The organism is Trichocoleus desertorum AS-A10 (assembly GCF_039962155.1).
In the GTDB taxonomy this organism is placed as follows: Bacteria; Cyanobacteriota; Cyanobacteriia; order FACHB-46; family FACHB-46; genus Trichocoleus.
The window spans coordinates 238055-257389 of record NZ_JAMPKN010000003.1; the positions used below are offsets into that span (position 1 = coordinate 238055).

Annotated in this window: 13 protein-coding genes; 5 read left to right on the forward strand and 8 right to left on the reverse strand. The window is 49.3% G+C overall.

From position 1 onward, the window contains the following. Window positions 1-28 precede the first annotated feature (28 nt). The gene (locus NDA01_RS07890; RefSeq protein WP_348227499.1) at window positions 29-334 is read left to right on the forward strand and encodes a hypothetical protein; all 306 of its coding nucleotides are present in this window, start codon (window positions 29-31) and stop codon (window positions 332-334) included. A 22-nt stretch (window positions 335-356) separates the two neighbouring features. Here the strand turns inward: NDA01_RS07890 and NDA01_RS07895 are convergent, their stop codons facing one another. Then, the gene (locus tag NDA01_RS07895; RefSeq protein WP_348227500.1) at window positions 357-977 is read right to left on the reverse strand and encodes a hypothetical protein; all 621 of its coding nucleotides are present in this window, start codon (window positions 975-977) and stop codon (window positions 357-359) included. Window positions 978-1236: 259 nt separating this feature from the next. Next, window positions 1237-2919 (reverse strand): dihydroxy-acid dehydratase, encoded by a 1683-nt coding sequence (gene ilvD, locus NDA01_RS07900; RefSeq protein ID WP_348227501.1) that lies wholly within the window; start codon window positions 2917-2919, stop codon window positions 1237-1239. A 288-nt stretch (window positions 2920-3207) separates the two neighbouring features. Between ilvD and NDA01_RS07905 the strand changes: the two genes are divergently transcribed. Further along, window positions 3208-4050, forward strand: coding sequence for a pentapeptide repeat-containing protein (locus NDA01_RS07905; RefSeq protein WP_348227502.1), 843 nt, complete (start codon window positions 3208-3210; stop codon window positions 4048-4050). 31 nt (window positions 4051-4081) lie between these two features. Here the strand turns inward: NDA01_RS07905 and NDA01_RS07910 are convergent, their stop codons facing one another. Both NDA01_RS07910 and NDA01_RS07915 read right to left on the reverse strand, forming a co-directional pair. After that, window positions 4082-4411, reverse strand: a complete 330-nt coding sequence (locus NDA01_RS07910) for a DUF3140 domain-containing protein (protein WP_348227503.1) — start codon at window positions 4409-4411, stop codon at window positions 4082-4084. Window positions 4412-4413: 2 nt separating this feature from the next. After that, the gene (locus NDA01_RS07915; RefSeq protein WP_348227504.1) at window positions 4414-4629 is read right to left on the reverse strand and encodes a hypervirulence associated TUDOR domain-containing protein; all 216 of its coding nucleotides are present in this window, start codon (window positions 4627-4629) and stop codon (window positions 4414-4416) included. A 604-nt stretch (window positions 4630-5233) separates the two neighbouring features. On the opposite strand from NDA01_RS07915, the gene NDA01_RS07920 reads away from it, so the two are divergent. From NDA01_RS07920 to NDA01_RS07930, 3 genes are all read left to right on the forward strand, one after another. Then, window positions 5234-6043, forward strand: a complete 810-nt coding sequence (locus NDA01_RS07920; RefSeq protein WP_348227505.1) for a pentapeptide repeat-containing protein — start codon at window positions 5234-5236, stop codon at window positions 6041-6043. A 190-nt stretch (window positions 6044-6233) separates the two neighbouring features. Then, complete coding sequence (locus NDA01_RS07925) at window positions 6234-7043, forward strand: SIMPL domain-containing protein (protein WP_348227506.1); 810 nt, start codon at window positions 6234-6236, stop codon at window positions 7041-7043. A gap of 182 nt (window positions 7044-7225) precedes the next feature. Beyond that, complete coding sequence (locus tag NDA01_RS07930; RefSeq protein WP_348227507.1) at window positions 7226-8215, forward strand: pentapeptide repeat-containing protein; 990 nt, start codon at window positions 7226-7228, stop codon at window positions 8213-8215. A gap of 92 nt (window positions 8216-8307) precedes the next feature. Here NDA01_RS07930 and NDA01_RS07935 read toward each other — a convergent pair whose 3' ends face one another. The 4 genes from NDA01_RS07935 to NDA01_RS07950 all read right to left on the reverse strand — a co-directional run bounded on the left by NDA01_RS07935 (window position 8308) and on the right by NDA01_RS07950 (window position 19132). Next, on the reverse strand, window positions 8308-8880 hold the full coding sequence (locus NDA01_RS07935) for a hypothetical protein (RefSeq protein WP_190551368.1): 573 nt from the start codon (window positions 8878-8880) through the stop codon (window positions 8308-8310). Window positions 8881-9075: 195 nt separating this feature from the next. Beyond that, complete coding sequence (locus tag NDA01_RS07940) at window positions 9076-9336, reverse strand: hypothetical protein (RefSeq protein ID WP_348227508.1); 261 nt, start codon at window positions 9334-9336, stop codon at window positions 9076-9078. 136 nt (window positions 9337-9472) lie between these two features. Further along, window positions 9473-11578: a prolyl oligopeptidase family serine peptidase gene (locus NDA01_RS07945; protein WP_348227509.1), complete on the reverse strand. Its 2106-nt coding sequence runs from the start codon at window positions 11576-11578 to the stop codon at window positions 9473-9475. Window positions 11579-11710: 132 nt separating this feature from the next. Continuing rightward, window positions 11711-19132, reverse strand: a complete 7422-nt coding sequence (locus NDA01_RS07950) for a response regulator (protein ID WP_348227510.1) — start codon at window positions 19130-19132, stop codon at window positions 11711-11713. Window positions 19133-19335: the final 203 nt, after the last annotated feature.

Below are 19335 nucleotides of genomic sequence, written 5' to 3' on the forward strand. Positions count from 1 at the left end.
TATGCAGAAATTATTTGTTCGGTTGACTATGGCTGCAACTGCTTTACTAGTCACTGCTCCAGCGATCGCCCAAGACAACGCCCCTCGTCCAGCAGCCACAACCAACCCCAGCTCGGATACTCCCGTTTGCTACATGGAAACCGACAGCAACCAACTAATCAACTTAGAAAACTTGTGTGGGCAGCGATCGCCCCAACCTACGGTGGCTGCTTTTAACTGCAACAGCACCGCCCGTGGCAACTACATCAACAGTAACTCCGGAGGTGGCTCAGTCTACGTCCCAGCAGATGTTCGCAAAGGAGAGGCTTACGAACGGCAGAGCCAATGTGGCTAGTTGCAAGCGATCGCTAGAAGCCTTAACTGTTGGGCGTGGTAGAGTCCGACGTCACAATTGCTTTAACTTCTTGCAACAGCGCATCCTGCTCCTGCTTGAGAGCTTCTAGCCGATGCACAATTTCCGTCAGTCTTTGCTGCTTCGATTCAGCTTCTTGCTTTGGACCCGGAGCCAGAACTGCCTGAAATGACTTAGTACTAAAACCAAACAACCATTGGCTGAGCTGCCAAGGCGATCGCAGTAAAGCTAATCCTGCCCGTTGAATTAACTGGGCGATCGCACTAAACAATCCTTGTAACAGTACCAACAACACCAGCAGCAACCCAACTGCAATCAAAGGATGCTGAATTAGCCAAGCCCACAACCGATGCTCCGCCATCCACTGCTGCATCGCCCCACCCAAGGCATTTTGCATCGCGTCAGTCATACCACTACTCAAGCTCTCAGTTTGCTGCACTGTGCCTTCTAGTAAGCTTTTGGCTTGTTCAACTGCATAAGTGATAGACATTTGTGCTTGTTGAGCTGTAGTACTCACAGCATCTGCCGCTCTAACTCTAGCCTGCTCAGCATGCGTCAGAACCTGGTTCGTTGTAGCCCGCAAAGTATTGGAAATAGGATTGAGACCATCAATCTTGATCGTCACCACTCTATTTAGATACGACTGAATAAGACGCCTTACCTTGCCAAGCTACCAACCCAGACCATAACCTGGGGACCTATGAACCAAATTCTTAGAAAACCGACACAGATAGATACAGTCTTACCGTTTGATTCAATGTTTAACTGTTAAGCTCAAAGTCTTTCAAAAACTTTTGGAGGGAGCCTGAGGGACGCAACCGTCCCTCAGCGGGGGTTTGGGGGCAAGTGCCCCCAAGCATTTACTGTTGTTATGCAGCAACAGACTACAAACTCAGGTCAGTCACTGCACCCACACTACTCGAAGCCACCAACTTCGCATACTTCGCCAAAACCCCCTTCGTATATCGAGGCGCACGAGGTTGCCAATTTGCCCGACGCTGCGCCAACTCCTCATCCGACACATTTAGTTGCAACAGCCGCGCATCCGCATCAATGGTAATGGTGTCGCCTTCTTGAACTAGGGCGATCGCACCTCCCACAGCCGCCTCAGGTGCAACGTGACCCACAACCATCCCGTAAGTGCCACCCGAAAAGCGACCATCTGTAATCAGACCTACCGAGTCACCCAACCCAGCCCCGATAATGGCTGAGGTAGGAGCCAGCATTTCTCGCATCCCAGGGCCACCCTTCGGACCCTCGTAGCGGATGACAATTACATCTCCTGCTTGGATTTGCTTCGCCAGAATCGCTTTCAAACATTCTTCTTCGGACTCAAACACCCGTGCAGGGCCAGTGATGCGGCGGTTCTTCACCCCAGTTAGCTTCGCTACAGAACCTTCAGTCGCTAAGTTGCCTTTGAGGATACCCAAGTGGCCTTGAGGATACATGGGATTGTTCCAGGGACGAATCACATCTTGGTCAACGCGAGGTTCAGCCGGGATTTCAGCCAGGACTTCAGCCAGAGTTTGCCCAGTCACAGTCAGCGCATCCCCATGTAGCAGGCCATGCTCCAACAGCATTTTCATCACTTGAGGGATACCGCCCGCCTGGTGCAAATCGGTGGCGACGTATCGACCAGAGGGTTTGAGGTCACACAAGACGGGTACGCGGCCTCGGATGGTTTCAAAGTCGTCAATCGTGAGTTTAACGCCGATGGCATGGGCGATCGCGAGTAAGTGCAGCACCGCGTTAGTAGAACCACCCACAGCCATGATTACCGAGATCGCATTCTCAAAGGCTTTGCGAGTCAGGATTTGCTGAGGCAGAATTTGCTTGCGAATGGCATCGACCAAAACAAAAGCTGACTTTTCAGCACTTTCCGCTTTTTCCGCATCTTCAGCCGCCATCGTAGAAGAGTAGATCAAGCTCATGCCCATCGCTTCGATCGCGGAAGACATGGTGTTAGCTGTGTACATACCGCCGCAAGAACCTGCACCAGGGCAAGCTTTGCGTTCTACTTCTAGCAGTTCGTCTTGGCTGATCTTGCCAGCACTGTACTCGCCCACCGCTTCAAAGGCGCTAACCACGGTTAGATCTTTGCCGTTGTGATGCCCTGGCTTAATCGTGCCGCCATACACAAAAACAGCCGGAATATTCATGCGGGCGATCGCAATCATGGCACCTGGCATGTTTTTGTCGCAGCCGCCCACGGCCAACACACCATCCATGCTTTGGCCCATACAGGCCGTCTCAATCGAGTCAGCGATCACTTCGCGGGAAACCAGGGAGTACTTCATCCCTTCGGTTCCCATCGAAATACCGTCACTAATAGTAATGGTGCCAAACATCTGAGGCATCGCCCCAGCCATTTTTACCCCGGTTTCTGCCCGCTTTGCCAAATCGTTTAGGCCCATATTGCACGGGGTAATCGTGCTATAACCGTTAGCGACCCCTACAATGGGTTTGGTAAAGTCATCATCGCCAAATCCAACTGCCCGAAGCATGGCACGATTAGGCGATCGCTGGACACCTTGAGTTACGACTTGGCTTCTAACGTTATCAGGCATTCTTCTTTCCTGTAAAAGCTGTGAGGATTCGGTTCATTGCTTTCTCTGATTTTGTCAGAATGCAAGACTATTGGTGATGTTGTTTATCGTCAGAGTAATGACCCAATCGCTGGCCTGATTTTTCTCTGACCCTTTTCAGAAAAGACTAATTGCCATCGTCATCAGTGGCGAAACAAGTGGCCATCGCCTCGTCCGCTCGGAAAATTAAACTCTTAAGAATTAAAAGGAATGATGCACCTTGTATCCATTAAGGCACTCTAAAGCTAGTGACAGCAAAAGCGGACTAAGATGACCTGGGTGCCTATGGATTTACTCAAGCGGTATGCAGCAGGCGAGCGAGATTTTCGCAGTGCCAATTTAGCAGGTGCAGATTTAGTCAAAGCCGATCTAAGTGAGGCGAATCTGCGAGGAGCTAATTTGAGCGGTGCCAAGCTGCTGGGTGCTTCCTTAATTGGCACAAATCTGAGAGAAGCCAATCTTCGCAATGCGAATTTACAAGCAAACTTGCAAGAAGCAAATCTCACAGGCGCTGACCTCACGGGTGTGGATTTACGAGAAGCCAAGTTGCAGACTGCCAATCTGCGGGGGGCCAACCTCACTAACGCGATTTGTGTGGCGGCTGATTTCAGTGAGGCGAGTTTGAGTGAAGCAAACTTACGCGGCGCTGATCTAAGTCGAGCCAAATTGGCAGAGGCGGCTTTGAATCGGGCCAACTTAACTGATGCGATTCTCAACGGAGCGATGTTAGAAGCGGCCAATCTCACCAATGCCATTTTGCAAGGGGCCGCCTTAGAGCTAGCTAACCTCACCAACGCCATTATAAATGGAGCCATTTTAGAGTTGGCTAACCTGCAAGGGGCGCACCTCAGCCGTGCCCGCTTAAGCGGAGCCACCTTGATCAAGGCAAACTTGTCAGGAGCAAATCTGAGAGGCGCGAATTTGAGTTGGACTACCTTACGAGGGGCCAACCTCAGTCGCGCCAATCTTTACCGAGCCAACCTGAGTTGGGCTAACCTCAGCGAAGGTAATTTGCAGGAAGCGATTTTGATCGATGCCAAACTCAATCAGGTGAATTTCCGTAACACTAGCTTAGTCGGAGCCATCATGCCTAACGGTAGAACCTATGAGTAGGTTTTGGCCAAATTAAACTGAGCGATCGCCCCTACTTGAGTGGATCGTGGCCCCAGTTCATTAGGGAGTAACGCCAGCGAGTCTGCTCAATATCCCCCGACGGGTGTTGAGCTAAGTGGCGGTGGACATAGCTGATCACTCGCTTCATTTGGGACAAATCACCTTCGCCATAGTCTGCTTGGGATTTGCTAAGCAGCTCAACGATGTGTTTACCAGATTGATGACCGATGGATTCATGTCCTGATTCTTTCTGACCTACCGCTTTTGATTCTTCAGTTTGTAGCCAAGAGTGAAGTTCGCGAGCCGTCATGTTGACAGTTTGCTTAAACTCTTCAACCACTGATTTAGCATCTGTAGTCATTTTTAGTCCTCCGCTTTTTCGAGGGCTTCGGGTTTGTGAGCCGCTTGTTTGCCAGTTTTGTCACTTTCGACTAAATACTCAGGATGCTCCTGAGAGGCTGCAACATGATGCCCTTTGATTTCAGTTGGAGCAGTAAGCTTTTGCTTGACCTCACCTTGGGTTGTTCCCTGAGAGGTCTTCCATTCCACTGAATCGCCCTGCTTAAATTGTTCTGTCATTGCAGTTACCTCGTTTAATCAGTTGCTGAGTTAAGTGATTTTTTAGCTGTAGTTTGGTTTCTTCCGAGAAACTAACTAGCTTTTTAACTATTTGTTAAGTTATGTAAATATAGCCATAAATAACTCTGTCGAAATATGGATCAAGCACCAGTCTGTCAGTTGCGTCTTAAGTAGGACGTCACTTTGGCGATCGCCTAACCAAGCTCCAAAGAACCTTCAGATCCGGTACCTAGCTTGATTAAGAGATCTCAGTAGCAAGGATTATGCCAACTTCATGAATTTAGAGTAGACTCATCTCATTTCAAGCCAAATATTGTTAGTAAAAGTGTGATCTCTGCCTAATCGGAAAGTAGTGTGTAACCACGAACCAAGAAGGTAGGATCAATTAATTTCATCACTATTAAGACGCATAAAAGTTTGTCAGGCTCTACTGATTAGAAGGGCAGCCTAGTGTAAATAGCTGCTATATCAGCAAGCAGCGATCGCTAGCTAAACCGGGATTTGCCTAGAGTTAGGCCCTGACCCTAAGCTGGTTTGAGCAAAAACTCATGGATGAGTGCACCTAGCTGACTTGCTTACTTACAGAATTGCGAGAGGAAATCCTATGGATGCCGCTGAACTGCTGAAACGTTATGCAGCAGGGGAAAGAAATTTTCAAGATGTCAACTTGATGCGAGCATCTTTGAGCGAGGTCAACCTTTGCGGGATAGATTTGACAGGAGCGAACTTATTCGAAGCCAACTTAAGTGGGGCCAACTTGGGAGGAGCGAATTTGAGTCAAGCCAACTTAACGAATGCGACTCTGATTGGTGCCAACTTGATTCGGGTCAACTTTCGCGAAGCCAGCTTGAAGGGAGCGCAGTCGGGTGAAGCCAACTTTCGAGGTGCCATTCTGCAAAATACCAATTTGAGTGAAGCCAATATGGGCGGCGCTAGCTTAATTGAGGCAGATTTGCATGAAGCGAATCTTAGTCGCACCAAGCTAGTAGAAGCAGCACTCAACGGCTCCAACCTGAGTAACACCAACATGACTCATGTCAACCTCAGTCGTGCCTGCTTAGACCGTGCCAATCTCGCTCATAGTATTTTGACCGGTGCCATTTTAGACGCGGCAAAACTTAGTGAAGTAAATTTGAGCAAAGCAGATTTGACAGGAGCGAATCTTCGAGTGGCTCAACTAAAGCAGGCAAACCTCAGAAATGCCAACTTGAGCTGGGCCACTCTCCGGGGTGCCAACTTAAGTAACGTTAACTTGTATCGCGCCAACCTCAGCTGGACAAACTTAACTGAAGCGACCTTAACAGATGCCATGTTGATGGATGCCAACCTGAGACGGGCAACGTTAATTGACACAGACCTAAAAAACGCTAATTTGAGTGGAGCAGTGATGCCTGATGGCACGATTCACAACTAGATAAAGCTTTGTGCTAATAGGCGTTAATTCAGTGTAGCTAAGTCAATTTACCTAACTGAGCAGTAGTATTTTGGGTGTTTCCTAGAGCGAAAAGGTTATAACAGTGGAGGCCGCTTGCTGGCAGCGTAGAAGAAATCGTGAGCTAGCAAACGGTTAGAAGTGAAACGCTTGAAGCAGGAGTCTTGCCCCCATGAAAGGGATCGCGATCGCAGCACTTTTTTCGTCAGCGTTCCTCTTACCTCCGCCCCAGGTGAAGGCCATTGAGCTGAAAGCTTTACCGCAACTTGCAGTTTCTACCTCCATTGCTCAGGTTGCCTATCCTGCTACTCCTTTGGTGAATGCTCCACGCAACATTACAGTGTTGGGGCAAGGACAGGTAACGGCTCCAGCGGATATAGCTCGGCTGGAGATTCAAGTAATCACTCGTAATCCGTTTGGTGCAGATGCAGGAGCGCCAAATCAGTTGGCAGTGGGTAATCGACCGCTACAACCTGCGGTCCTACAACCGGTAGTCACAGCGTTACAAGCCATCGGTGTTCCAGCCGAGGCCATCACAGTGCAAGTAACTTCTAGCGAAAGCGCTGACGTAATTGTTTTACTCGAAAAGCCAACTCGTCCCCGGGTCCAAGAAGTGGTTTTAACCGTGAACAATGCAGCCCAGAAAACCAATCGTCTTGCCGTTCAAAGCATTGGGGCGGAGTATGCTGTCAGAAACTGTAAGCCTTTAGAAAATGCTTCCCGGCGAGCCGCTTTAAGCGATGCCCAAGATCGTCTGCGAGCTTTAGCAACAGCAGTGCGAGTTCGGCTCGGAGCCGTTTTGCAAATTACAGAATTGCCTGTCCTAGGCTCGCCCTCTGCTTTTTCTAAATGCGGTTCTAAGGTGGGGGGGCCTGCCAATCCTCTCAGTCCTCCCAGTACAGGTGCACCTCCCTACGATCCTGCGGCCTCTACAGAGGTAAGAGTTTTGAGCCAGATCAGCATCACTTACACAATCGAGTAATTTCAGGCACTAGCCTTGGTAGACAGCTTTGCTCAAAATTTGCTCAAACTCAGGTGAGCTGGGACTCAAGGATGTTGAAGCTGTATAACGCTTTGTGTCAATAGATACATTTATTTTGAACTTGTTTTTGGTTTGGGCAGTTTAAACCTATTACCCGCCCAGAGCGATCGCGAGGTCATAGTATGAATGCGGATGAATTACTGAAACGTTATGCAGCAGGGGAAAGAGACTTTAGGGGCCTCAATCTGATTGGGGTAAACCTGGAAAGAGCAAATCTGGCAGGTGCTAACTTTACAGGTGCCTCGTTTGCGTCTGCCAACCTGAGTCGGGCTTCCTTAACGGGTGCAAACTTAGATGGGGCATTTTTCTATTCAGCAGATTTGAGTTTCGCCAAACTGGGGTACACCCGATTAACGAATGCAGACTTAACCAAAGCCAATCTCAAAGGGGCATTTCTCGTTAAAGCAGACTTAACAGGCGCTAAAGTGAGCGGAGCCATCCTGACAGCAGTTAACTTACGAGCCGCGAACTTGCAAGAAGTTAACCTCTGTGGAGCCGATTTGCGAAATATCAATCTTCGCTCCGCTAATCTCAGCAAGGCGAATCTTAGCTGGGCTAACTTGACCGGGGCACGGCTGAGTGGCGCTGCTCTCAATGGTGCGTTACTTAATGGCGTTAAACTCAGTGCCGCCTTTTTGAATGGTGTGGATTTGAATGGAATTGACTTAGATGGCGTGAATCTAAGTGCTGCCAAGCTAGGCGGAGCCAATCTGAATGGAGCCACCCTCACAGCCGCAAACTTGAGTGCAACCCAATTACGAGTTGCGAGTTTGATTCGAGTGAACTTACATGCTGCTAATTTGAGTGAAGCAGATTTACGCCGAGCCAACTTAAGCGAAGCAACTCTGAGTAAAGCAGACCTCAGTGCTGCGGATTTGACTGAAGCAGACTTAACGGGCGCAAACCTGAATGCAGCGAATCTCTGCGAAGCCAACTTAACCGCAGCTAGTTTTTACCGCGCTTACCTCTGGGGGGCTAAGCTGATGCAAGCAAACCTGTGGCAAACTAACCTGGCAGAAGCGAGCCTCCGAGGAGCAGATATCGCTGATACCAACCAAGCCGAAGCAATTCTAGTAGGTGCCACCATGCCCGATGGCAGTTTGTATCGCTAATTCTTCAATAAACCTTTTCTGAATAGAGCGATCGCTTCCTGAGCTTCCTGGAATTTCTGCGCCTACTGGAGAGGCGATCGCTGCTAGAAACTTTAGCGGCCTTGCGCCGTTAGACTAGCTTGGCTACAAATAGTAGACCAGCGGGTGACATTTGCTTCCGCCCCGATCAACCCTTGTAGCCGACTACGATACGCCAGCAGTTCAGCTCGTTTTAATGAATTGGCAGGCAACAAAGGGGTTAAATTATCGATCACCGCCACTGCACATTGCCAATCTTGCCCTGCGGTTGCTTGTTGTAACGTTTGACCCAAGGCATCTGCACGCTTTTGCCGCGCCACGTTAGCAGCCCTAATTAACTCGTTGCGTCGTACAAACCCTCTAACGTTACGTAGAGCTTTCGTGGCATAAGGATCGCCAGGACGGATTCTGAGCGCAGCTTGAAAACTCGATTGGGCGGTTTGGTAGTCTCGCTGTTTATTCGCAGCGTACCCTAGTCGCATGTAACGACGATAACTGGCAGCCTTAGCCCTTTGTTCTTTAGCTCTTTGTTGCTGTTGCGCCTGTTGAGCTGCGGCTGTGGGGGCAGCACTAGCAGGCGTGAGTTCAAAAACTGAACCCGTCAGAGTGAGAGGAATGCAGGCAAGGGCAGCTAGAAATCGTTTCATAAATTGTCTCGCGCTTGGGTGAGCGATCGCATCCAACTATAGCAGGCACAACCGTTCTGGAGCGCAAATTTGGAGCGCAACGGTTGATCACAGGCTACTTGAGTCGCGATCCGCTATGACGTTACCAAACGATGACGTAATTAAACTCAAAAAGTTCCGGAAACTCAAATTTTCTGCTGTAGGATTTTGCCTGAGTTAAGGCATAACTGCCCAAGCGTAAGTGAGCACACTCAGCAAACTCACGCCCATAATCATTTCTCTTTGCTGATGCCACAAATGGCGCATATTTGCGATCGTGAAGGCGATCGCGGCCCGTCGCTCTTGCCCCAACTCGCTCATCAGCTCGGCCACCCTAGCATCTACTTCGGGCAGTGACACTTCTCCCCGTTGGTAAGCCGCTTGTAGCTCGTTTAACTTGCGCCAATAGTCTTGAGTGGCTGCTAGTAAATTAGGCATGATAAAGGCACTCTCATTAAAATATTTAACTTTTGTAAACATGTTAACGAGGGTGCCTATGGGGTGAGTTCTGTAAATAGGAAGAACCGCGATCGCACGTTAGAGAGAGCTTGTCACTCTTCCTCAAGATGAAACTTCAACCTTTAGCGGCGATTGGAATATTAAGGATCTGCACTAAGAAAGCCCAGCGATCGCTCACTTCCTCAATTACTTTGGCTGTGGGTTTGCCTGCACCATGCCCTGCTTTAGTCTCGATCCGAATCAAGACTGGAGCAGGACCTTGGTGGGCAGCTTGAAGCGCTGCGGCAAACTTAAAGCTATGGGCAGGAACCACGCGATCGTCATGGTCCGCCGTGGTGATTAGAGTGGCAGGATAAGCAGTCCCTGGCTTCAGGTTGTGCAGCGGTGAGTAGCCGTAAAGCGCCTTAAACTCTTCTAGCTCTTCCGGAGAACCATAGTCCGAAGTCCAAGCCCAGCCAATGGTGAACTTGTGGAACCGCAACATATCCATCACACCAACTGCGGGCAATGCTGCGGCAAATAAATCTGGGCGTTGAGTCATGCAAGCGCCGACCAACAAGCCACCATTACTCCCACCGCCGATCGCTAACTTGTTAGGAGCGGTGTATTGGTTAGCAATCAGCCACTCGGCTGCGGCAATAAAGTCATCAAACACATTTTGCTTGTTGAGCTTTGTCCCTGCCTGATGCCATTCCTCCCCGTACTCACCCCCGCCGCGCAGATTTGGCATGGCATACACACCACCTAGTTCCATCCACACCAAGTTGCTAACTGAGAAGCTAGGTGTCAGCGACACGTTAAAGCCACCATAGCCATAGAGGTAAGTGGGATTGTTGCCGTCTAGCTGCAAGCCTTTTTTATGAGTAATAAACATGGGCACTTGAGTCCCATCTTTACTGGCGTAAAAAACCTGTTTGGTTTCATAATCGTCAGGGTTGAAAGCGACAGTTGGCTGCCGGAAAACGCTGCTTTCCCCATTCACCATGTCGTAGCGATAGATGGTCGGCGGAGTGGTAAAACTCGTGAAGCTATAGAACGTTTCTGTATCCTCTCGTCGTCCGCCAAAGCCCCCGGCTGAGCCAATTCCGGGGAGTACTACTTCTCGAACAAAAGCACCCCCTAAGTCAAAAATTTTGATTTGACTGCGGGCGTCTTTGAGGTAGGAAGCTACAAACTGATGATTGAGTAGACCCACACCTTCTAGGGTTTCAGCGGCTTGGGGAATCAGTTCCCGCCAATTTTCCCGGTCTGGAGCCTGAATATCGATTGCGATTACGCGACCCCGTGGTGCTTCTAAATCAGTCTGAAACCAAAAGGTTGAACCGTCATTATCAATAAAGCTATAGCTAGCTTCAAACTCAGAAATCAGTTCAACCACGGCGGCATTAGGGTTCGACAAATCCTTATAGAACACTAGATTCTTGGGATCGGTGCCGCGCCAAACTGAGATGATTAAATAACGGCCATCTTCGGTGACACCGCCATTAAAGCCCCATTCTGGTTGATCAGATCGTTGATAGATCAGCACGTCTTCAGCTTGAGGCGTGCCTAAACGATGGTAGTAGAGCTTCTGGAAATAATTAATGGCTTCCAGCTTAGTCGCTTCGTTGGGTTCGTCGTAGCGGCTGTAGAAAAACCCTTGATTGTCATGAGTCCAAGCAGCCCCAGAAAATTTAATCCACTCCAGGCGATCGCTTAGGTCTTGCCCCGTTTCAATATCTCGAACTTGCCATGCCTGCCAATCGGACCCAGATGTGGAGAGACCATAAGCCATGAGCCTAGCGTCTTCACTAATCACCAGCCCAGAAAGAGCCACTGTGCCGTCTTCGGAGAGTTTATTAGGGTCCAGCAAAACTCTAGGTTCAGCATCAAGCGAGGTCAGCGTGTAGAGGACGCTCTGGTTTTGCAGACCATCATTCTTGAAGTAGAAATAACGCTCCGGGACGCCATACTTTTGGGCATCACCACCCCGAAAAGGAATGCCATATTTTTCATAGTCCCAGAGCTGGGTCAAGCGTTGCTGTAGGCGATCGCGAACCGCAATTTGATTGAGAAATTGAAAAGTGACTTGGTTTTGGGCTTCTACCCATGCCTGAGTTTCCTCGGAATCCGGGTCTTCTAACCAGCGATAGGGATCGGGGACTTCAACACCGTGATAGGCGTCAACTTGAGACCCTTGCGGGCTGGAAGGATAAGCGAAAGATTCCTTGGAGTGGGGCATGGTGGCAAGTCAGAGAAGAATAGGGGCAAAAAATATTTTCCGTGAGACTGAAAAGGAGGGAACCCGTCAAAAGCGTGATTCCCTCCTTGAAATGGCGCGATCGCTCCTAGGTCTGAGTAAGTGAGCTAGAGCTTACGCATGGCTCCCACTACCAGCAATCAAGACTTCACCTTTTAGCATTCGCTGAGCGGCATCTAGTAAAGCTTCTTCTAGATAAGGCTTAGTGAAGTAGCCCTTGGCACCGAGCTGGACAGCCATCTGTCTATGGCGATCGGCACCCCGCGAGGTCAGCATCGCGATTGGGATGTGGTTGAGGGTGGAATCCTTCTGAATCCGAGATAGCAACTCTAGGCCGTCCATTCTAGGCATTTCAATGTCGCAGAACACCATATCGCAGGGCAGACCAGAGCGCAGTTTTTCCCAAGCTTCTTGACCGTCACGCGCTTGTTCAACTCGGTAGCCCACTTTGTTGAACGTCATGGACAACAGCTCACGTACTGTAATCGAGTCATCCACAATCAGAACCGTCGGGTCAGTTTTGGCAACGGCTTCCGCTACAGGAGGTTCAGCGTTTTGATCCCATAGCGTCGTGCTAGCTTCTCGGCGAATCCGACCCATAGACAGGTCGATTAGCTCTAAAACGTCCGCGATCGGCATAATCCGACCATCCCCTAGAACTGTCGCACCAGCAACCCCGATTGGTTTAGGTACAGGGCCTTCAAGCTGCTTAATTACAATTTCTTGCTCGCCCAAGACCTGATCGACCTGCAAAGCAATGAAGTTGCCAGCACTACGAAGCACCACAATGGAGACGATGTCATCTTCTTGGTTACCGCCGTAGACGCTACCACGACCGAGATAACGGTTGTACTTGAGAATGTCAGATAACGGTCGGAAGGGTAGCAGCAAATCGCGCCACAGAATACAAGGCTGCCCATCAGGATTAGCTTGAATCCGCTCCTTAGGCACATCTAGCATGTCTTCTACCCCATCCATCGGGAAGGCAATGCGAGCCCGATTACTGATGCAGCAGAGAGCTTTGGAAATGCTCAGGGTAAGGGGAAGGCGAATAGTAAACGTCGTTCCCTTCGCGACGGCAGAGTCAGTAGTGATAGCACCACGAATCTCACCTAAGCTAGTGCGGACAACGTCCATGCCGACTCCACGGCCTGCATAATCTGTAACTTGATCCTTGGTCGTGAAACCGGGATGGAAGAGCAAGTCATAAACGTCCAAGCGCGAGAGAGTCCTGGCTTCTGCGGGCGTAACCAGACGTTTCTCGATCGCCTTTGTTTTCACTCGATCTGGATCAACTCCTGCCCCATCATCCGAGACAGAAATCACCGTTTGGTTCCCCTGGTGGAAGGCCCGAATTGTAATGCGACCAATAGGAGGCTTGCCTGCCGCTTGCCGTACATCTGGCGTTTCAATCCCGTGGGCGATCGCGTTGTTGACCAAGTGAGTCATGGGGTCATAAAGCTGCTCCAAAATCATCTTGTCGATTAAGGTTTCTCGACCTTCGACATGCAGCTCAGCCTGCTTGCCACACTTGAGGGCAATATCCCGCACTGCTCGCGGCAAGCGATCGGCAATTTGGGCGAAGGGGACCATTCGGGAGCGGGTCAGACCTTCTTGCAGTTGAGTTGTCACCTGCCGGAACATCCGGGTGACCTGATCGGTTTCATCCACGATGAATTCGATGTCAGAAGCAGACTCTCGAACTCGGACAATCAACTCGATCATCTCTTGAGATAAGGTATGGAACCCAGTAAAGCGGTCCATCTCTAGGGCATCGAAGCTAGCTCCTGTGGAGTGGCTGTTCTGGGCATCACCATTGGTACCATGTACCGGGGCATGATGACTTTGGCGGCTGGCTAAGAGTGAGCTTTCCAGCAGCGATCGCTCGTACAGGTCACGCATCCGCTGCCCAACATCGCTGAGTTGCTGCACTTGATAAAGCAAATTATCTAGGAACTGCCGCAACCGTTCTTGGTCTTGCTCCAAGCTATTCCGATTGACCACTAGTTCCCCAACCAAGTTGCTGAGGTTATCTAAGTGCTTGACCGGAACCCGCATCGTTTGCTCCGCAAAACCTGCTCCGCCTCGACGCCCTGGCCGACGGTTAGCCTGAGGAGCAGCACCGCGGCTCGTTTTAACGGTCGGAGGACCACCCAAGGTTTTGTCAGCATCCTCTAGAAGCTTCTCTAAATCATCGAATTCACCGTCAAAAGCTCCAGCACCACTGGCAGTAGCACTAAACGCAGACGCTCCTAGCCCATTAACAGAACCAAAAGATTCTTCGTCCAGCAACGCTTCCAATCCTGAAAAGTCCGCGTCGTCTTTGCCTACCTCTGAGATGGAGGGTGGCGCAGCAAAATCATCCTCACTCAGTAAAGCTTCGAGGTCATCAAAGTTATCGAGAGAATCAGCGGGCGCTGTATTGCGCTCAAAGTTACCGTCAAAGCCATCATCCTCACTAGCGATCGCTAGGAAGTCATCTAAGTCAGAGCCACCAACATCGGCAGTATCGGGGCTAGTCTGAGCTTGACCCAAATCTAACCCATCGGAAAAATCATCCGTTGAATCTAGAGCAAATAAATCAAAGTCATTGAGATCTGCTGCTTCGGAATCTTCTAGGCCAAAGCTGGTATCCGTCACGTCCGCAGCTTCTGGAATTGCATCTGTTCCTAAATCAAACAGATCGAGATCAACCTCATCAAAGTCAAAGCTTGATTCTGTGGTCAGGTTTGGTGCTGATTCAGTGCTAGTAGTGACGTCGTCTTCCAAGCCGAGTTCTGCATCAACCTTTGTAAAGGCATCTCCAAGCTCAGTCGTTTCGGCAACTGGTAAGCCAGAGAGGTCTAGCGCATCAAAGCCGAATTCATCAGTTGATTCAGTAGTGGGGGAGTCAGCAAAAAGATCGACCGTTTCCTCCTCTGCTGTATCGACGCTTTCCGTTTGGAAGAAGTCCCCAAACTCATCGCTGTTATCAGAGTCTAGGTCAGGAGCTACCTCAGAAGTGATAGCTGCATCAGCCTCATCTGCATCAAAGCCTTCAAGCCAACTTTCGGAATCTATGCTCTCAGAAATGCTGGCTTCGCTGAGGCTATCTGATGTTTGTTCGTCAAACAGATCCACTTCACTGAGGCTATCTGCCTCTTCTTCGTCAAACAAACTTGCTTCACTGAGGTTATCGGAGGTTTCTTCGCCATCAAATAAGTCTCCTAACGCTAATTCGTCGCCAAAATCTAGTTCGCTCTCAGCACCTAGAGATGGTTCTACAGGCGCTAGAGACTCGGTTAAATCAAGCTCAGAATCATTCAGTAAGCTATCGAATCCTAACTCGCTTTCGTCCAGGCTAGTTTCAGGAGTGTCTAAGTCGAAGGCAAAGTCAGCCTCTGAAGACTCATCAAGTTCAACATTGGATAAAGCATTAAGTTGAGTGTGATTGCTTTCGGAATCTAGGTTAAGAGCTAATTCGTCGCCAAAATTCAACTCATCAGAAGTGTCTGCCACTGACTCAAAACTAAAGTCTTCAGTTGCTTCTGGTGCTTCAGTCGGTAAGCTATCTAACGAGAAATCATCAAAGCTACCCAAGTCGAGAGCGATCGCCTCTACCTCTGCCTTTGCCTCAGGCTCCGAAGGCTCATCGAACAAGCCTCCTAGATCTGCTGCTGGAGTGAGTTCGTCGCCAAAATCCAACTCATCAGAAGTGTCAGCCGCTGACTCAAAACTAAAGTCTTCAGTTGCTTCAGGTGCTTCAGCAGGCAAGCTATCTAACGAGAAATCATCAAAGCTACCCAAGTCGAGAGCGATCGCCTCTGCCTTTGCCTCAGGCTCCGAAGGCTCATCGAACAAGTCTCCTAGATCTGCTGCTGGGGTGAGTTCGTCACCCAAATCCAACTCATCCGAAGTGTCAGCCGCTGACTCAAAACTAAAGTCTTCAAAGGCAGATGTTTCCTCAGTAGGCAAGCTATCTAGTAGCAATTCATCTGATGGATCATTCAGCCCACCAAAATCTGAGTTGGCATCTCTCGCCTCTAGAGACTCACTCATGAAGTCTTCTAAATCACCTAAATCAGCATTGGATTCTACTGTTTCCGGTGACAAGTCCTCATCAAAAAGCGAGGATTCTGCCACTGTGGTTTCAGAAACTTCATTCAAGCTTTCGACAGACTCTAGCATCCAAGATTCATCAGCCTCATCAGCTCCCATGAGATCAAAGTCGAGCTCATCTGAGCTGGCGTTTAATTCGTCTGCATCAGTGGTGAGATCAGCAAAATTAGCTTCTACCGAAAAGTCGGCTAGTGGATCGTCAGCGGAGCCACCTAAGTCAGACGTTTCTTCTACGTTTAGCGCTGCCAAATCGGTTTCGGCTGTTACGGCTTCAGGCCATAGATCTGTAGCTTCAGAGTTGGCTAGCTCAAAATCAAATTCTTCAGGGGTGACACCGAATTCGCTGGATTCGGTGAGGAGATCGGCTAGCTCGGCATCATCTGCAAAAGATTCTGCCAACCCAAGATCATCAACGCTTTCGGTAGCTGCAATTGGTGTAGCGAGTGATAGCTCCTCTAGATCAACCCCAGATGACAAATTGTCTCCCCAGAGGTCGTTAGTTTCATCACTGCTCAGGTCAAAGCCCAGATCGTCACTGCGATCGCTCAGCTCAGACTCAGCCAATAAGTCTGCAAACTCGGCATCATCAGTAGGTTCTTCTAGGAGTAACGATTCGTCAAGCTCACTGTTGAGATCAGTGTCTGCTACCACCTCCTGGAGGTCTGTCTGATCGAAAGCTTCTGAACTCCACAGGTCTAGGGATTCATCTGCACCAAGAGCTAGGTTTAGCTCGTCGCTTGTATTGCGATCGCTAACCTCAGTCAGCGACCAGTCAGATGAGGCGGCACTGTCGGTCAGTTCTTCTAGCAGAAGCTCTTCATCAGCATCTGGAGCGAGAGTGAATGCCTCTTCAGAATTCTCAGTTTCTAGATCAAAATCAAGACTTTCTAACTGCTCAGCGATCGCAAAGGGATCTTCTCCGTCAGCTCTCGTTGTTTCAGGAGTCGTTAATAGATCCTCATCTAAATCTAAAGCGTCTAAGTTCCAACTCGCTTCAGGCTCAGAATCGCCACCTGCCAGCCCTTGTTCCTCCCAAGGGTCGGCGATCGCAGCCACAGGCTCCTCGGAAGCCAGGTCTAGTACTGGTGCGTCCGCATCAACATCAGGTTCATCTCTCTCGTTAGAGGAAGTGGCAAACAAATCATCTAAATCAGCCTCTGCTGACGTTTTCAAGGAAAAATCTAGGCTTTCTGGCTCAGCCGCTAAGTCTGCCTCTGCCAGTGATAGATCGAGTGGAGTGTCATTTACCTCACTCATGGGAGCGTCTAACCAAGAAGTCCCGGGCTCGGCTGAGTCGGTTGTCTCCTCTGACCAGAGGTCATCTGACACATTGTCTTGATCATCGCTGGCTACGAACAGGTCAGCTGCATCTAGAGAGGAAGGTTCCTCGGAGACACCAAATAAATCAGTCAGATCTGCCTCATCTTCAGCTAGAATCCCTGGTTCTAAATCGCTAGGAGATTCCTCACCAAATAGTCCAATAGATTCTGAACCCTCTAAAGCGGCCTCTAGCTCTGCATCAGGCTCAAAGGTTGGCTCAGCGCTGAAGAAATCAGGTTCGCTATCACCCAGTCCCTCAAGAGAGGTTTCTGGGGCAGGCTCATTGAAGAAATCAGTGAAATCATCTGAAACAGCCGCGTTAGTTAGCTCCTCAGAGGAAGTTTCTAGAGAGAGTAGCTCGTTTTCATCAGACTCAGTAAATAAGTCAGGGAACTCTCCCAAATCGTCAGAAGGAACCTCAATGACAATCTCATCAGCGACCACTTCAAATTCGGATAATTCAAAGCTTGACTCCGATAGTTCAAAGGCTAAGTTGTCTGCTGAGACGTCTATAGAGTCTTCCACTGCTTCTATGCCGAGACTATCAAAAGCAGGCTTGTCTGACTCAAGATCTCCGAAAAAGTCTAGATCAGGTTGCTCTTCAGATTGATCTTCAAAGGCAATCGCTGTCGCAGAATCCAGTGAGGTATCAGTAAAATCTTCTAAGCCTTGAAAATCTAAAGATTCATCATTGAGCAAGTCATCACTGCCAAACAAGCTAGCGAGGTCATCTCCTCCCCTGGCCTTAGAACTGGAATTCCCAGAACTCTCTGCATCAAAGAGTAAATCTGAGAAATCATCTGAGTTGACATCACTTTCTAGAGAACCATCTGCTGACTCAGCAGTCTCTCTGATAATTTCTTCTTCCTGCCAAGTCACGCCTAAATCAAGAACTTCCCCTTCAAACAGATCGGCCAAGCTGTTTAGCTCCGCCATTCCTACCTCAGGGCCATTGCGATCGCCTGTAGCTTGCTCAGCCGTAACCAAGTCTGCATTGAGGTCGGAGGATAAATCTAAACCGAGGTCTGCGTCGCTAGTGACTGCGTCTGGTTCTAGGGCAGGGCTACTAAACCAATCCTCAAGCCCATCTGACGGACTATCTTCAGTGAGGTCTACAGCAAAAATGTCATCAGAAGTAGGCTCTTCTGCCGTTTCAAATAAATCAAAGGCTTCAGTCAGAGACTCTTCCGGCTGATTAGTGAGTTCAAAGAGATCTCCAGCCAGAAGGTCATCAAATGTAGGTTCTGTTGCAGCTTCGGCGGCGGAAATAGGCACTAGAACGGTCAGAGCGTCCCCAGCTAAAATTGTCGCTGCTTGGTTAGCTAGAACCAACTCCTGTGCTTTTTTGATTTCTTTAATGACAATGGGAGCTAGAGTTCGGTAGGCATTATCAGGGCAGGCGATCGCTTGACGAGACACCTCAAGCAAGTTACACCAATTCGGCAAATCGAATGGTTCACCTAGTTGCCCCAAGCTACGGCAAAGGTCTTGCAGTTGTTTTCGATTCTCTGAGCTTTCCGACTGCTTGAACAACTGCAACATTTCGCGTAAGCGGGTTGGCACATCGCTTTGAAAAAGCAATAGCAACGCACTTTCTTCTTGATGCAGAGGAGCCGCTGCAACTGGCGTTGGGATTGTTTCAACCACAACAGGGATAAAGCTAGACCCTTCTTCGACTGGAATTACACCGCCCGCTTGAGTGATCAGTCCTTCCAAGTGATTGGTGAGCTCGGTAAAGATCGGCTCAATGCCTGACATGATACCGTTAGCAATATCTTCAGTCAGACCAAAAGGTCCTTGAAGTTGCTCTAGGAGTTCGTGCAGAGTATCGAACACCCTGAGAAATAAAGATTCTAATTTTTGATCAACTTTGATGGGGCACTCTTTTAAGAGTTTGAAGCAATCCTCTAAACGGTGCGAAACCTGCTGAATGCTATTGATTCCTAGCATGGCTGCCCCGCCTTTGACAGAGTGAGCCGCTCGGAAGACTTCATTCACCATTTCCGAGTCTTCGATGGTGCTTTGCAGATTCAGCAAACCTTGCTCAATGGTGTTGAGGTGGTCTTTGGCCTCCTCAATGAAGTAACCCATGATCCGCTGCTGTTGTTCTGACTGCATAGCAGTGCCCCGTTCCTTTGGAAAACGTTATTTCTTCTAAATGCTTGCTATCGAAGCGTAGCCTGAGGCCAAGGAGCACCCAAAACTATAGCGTTTGGGTTGTGTTTGACGGAATTTGAAGGCAGGGAGCCGCTCTAGGGCTATGCCATCAGCATCAATTAGCTTGTTTCCTGCGCTCAGATGGGCTTCTACCTAAGATTGTT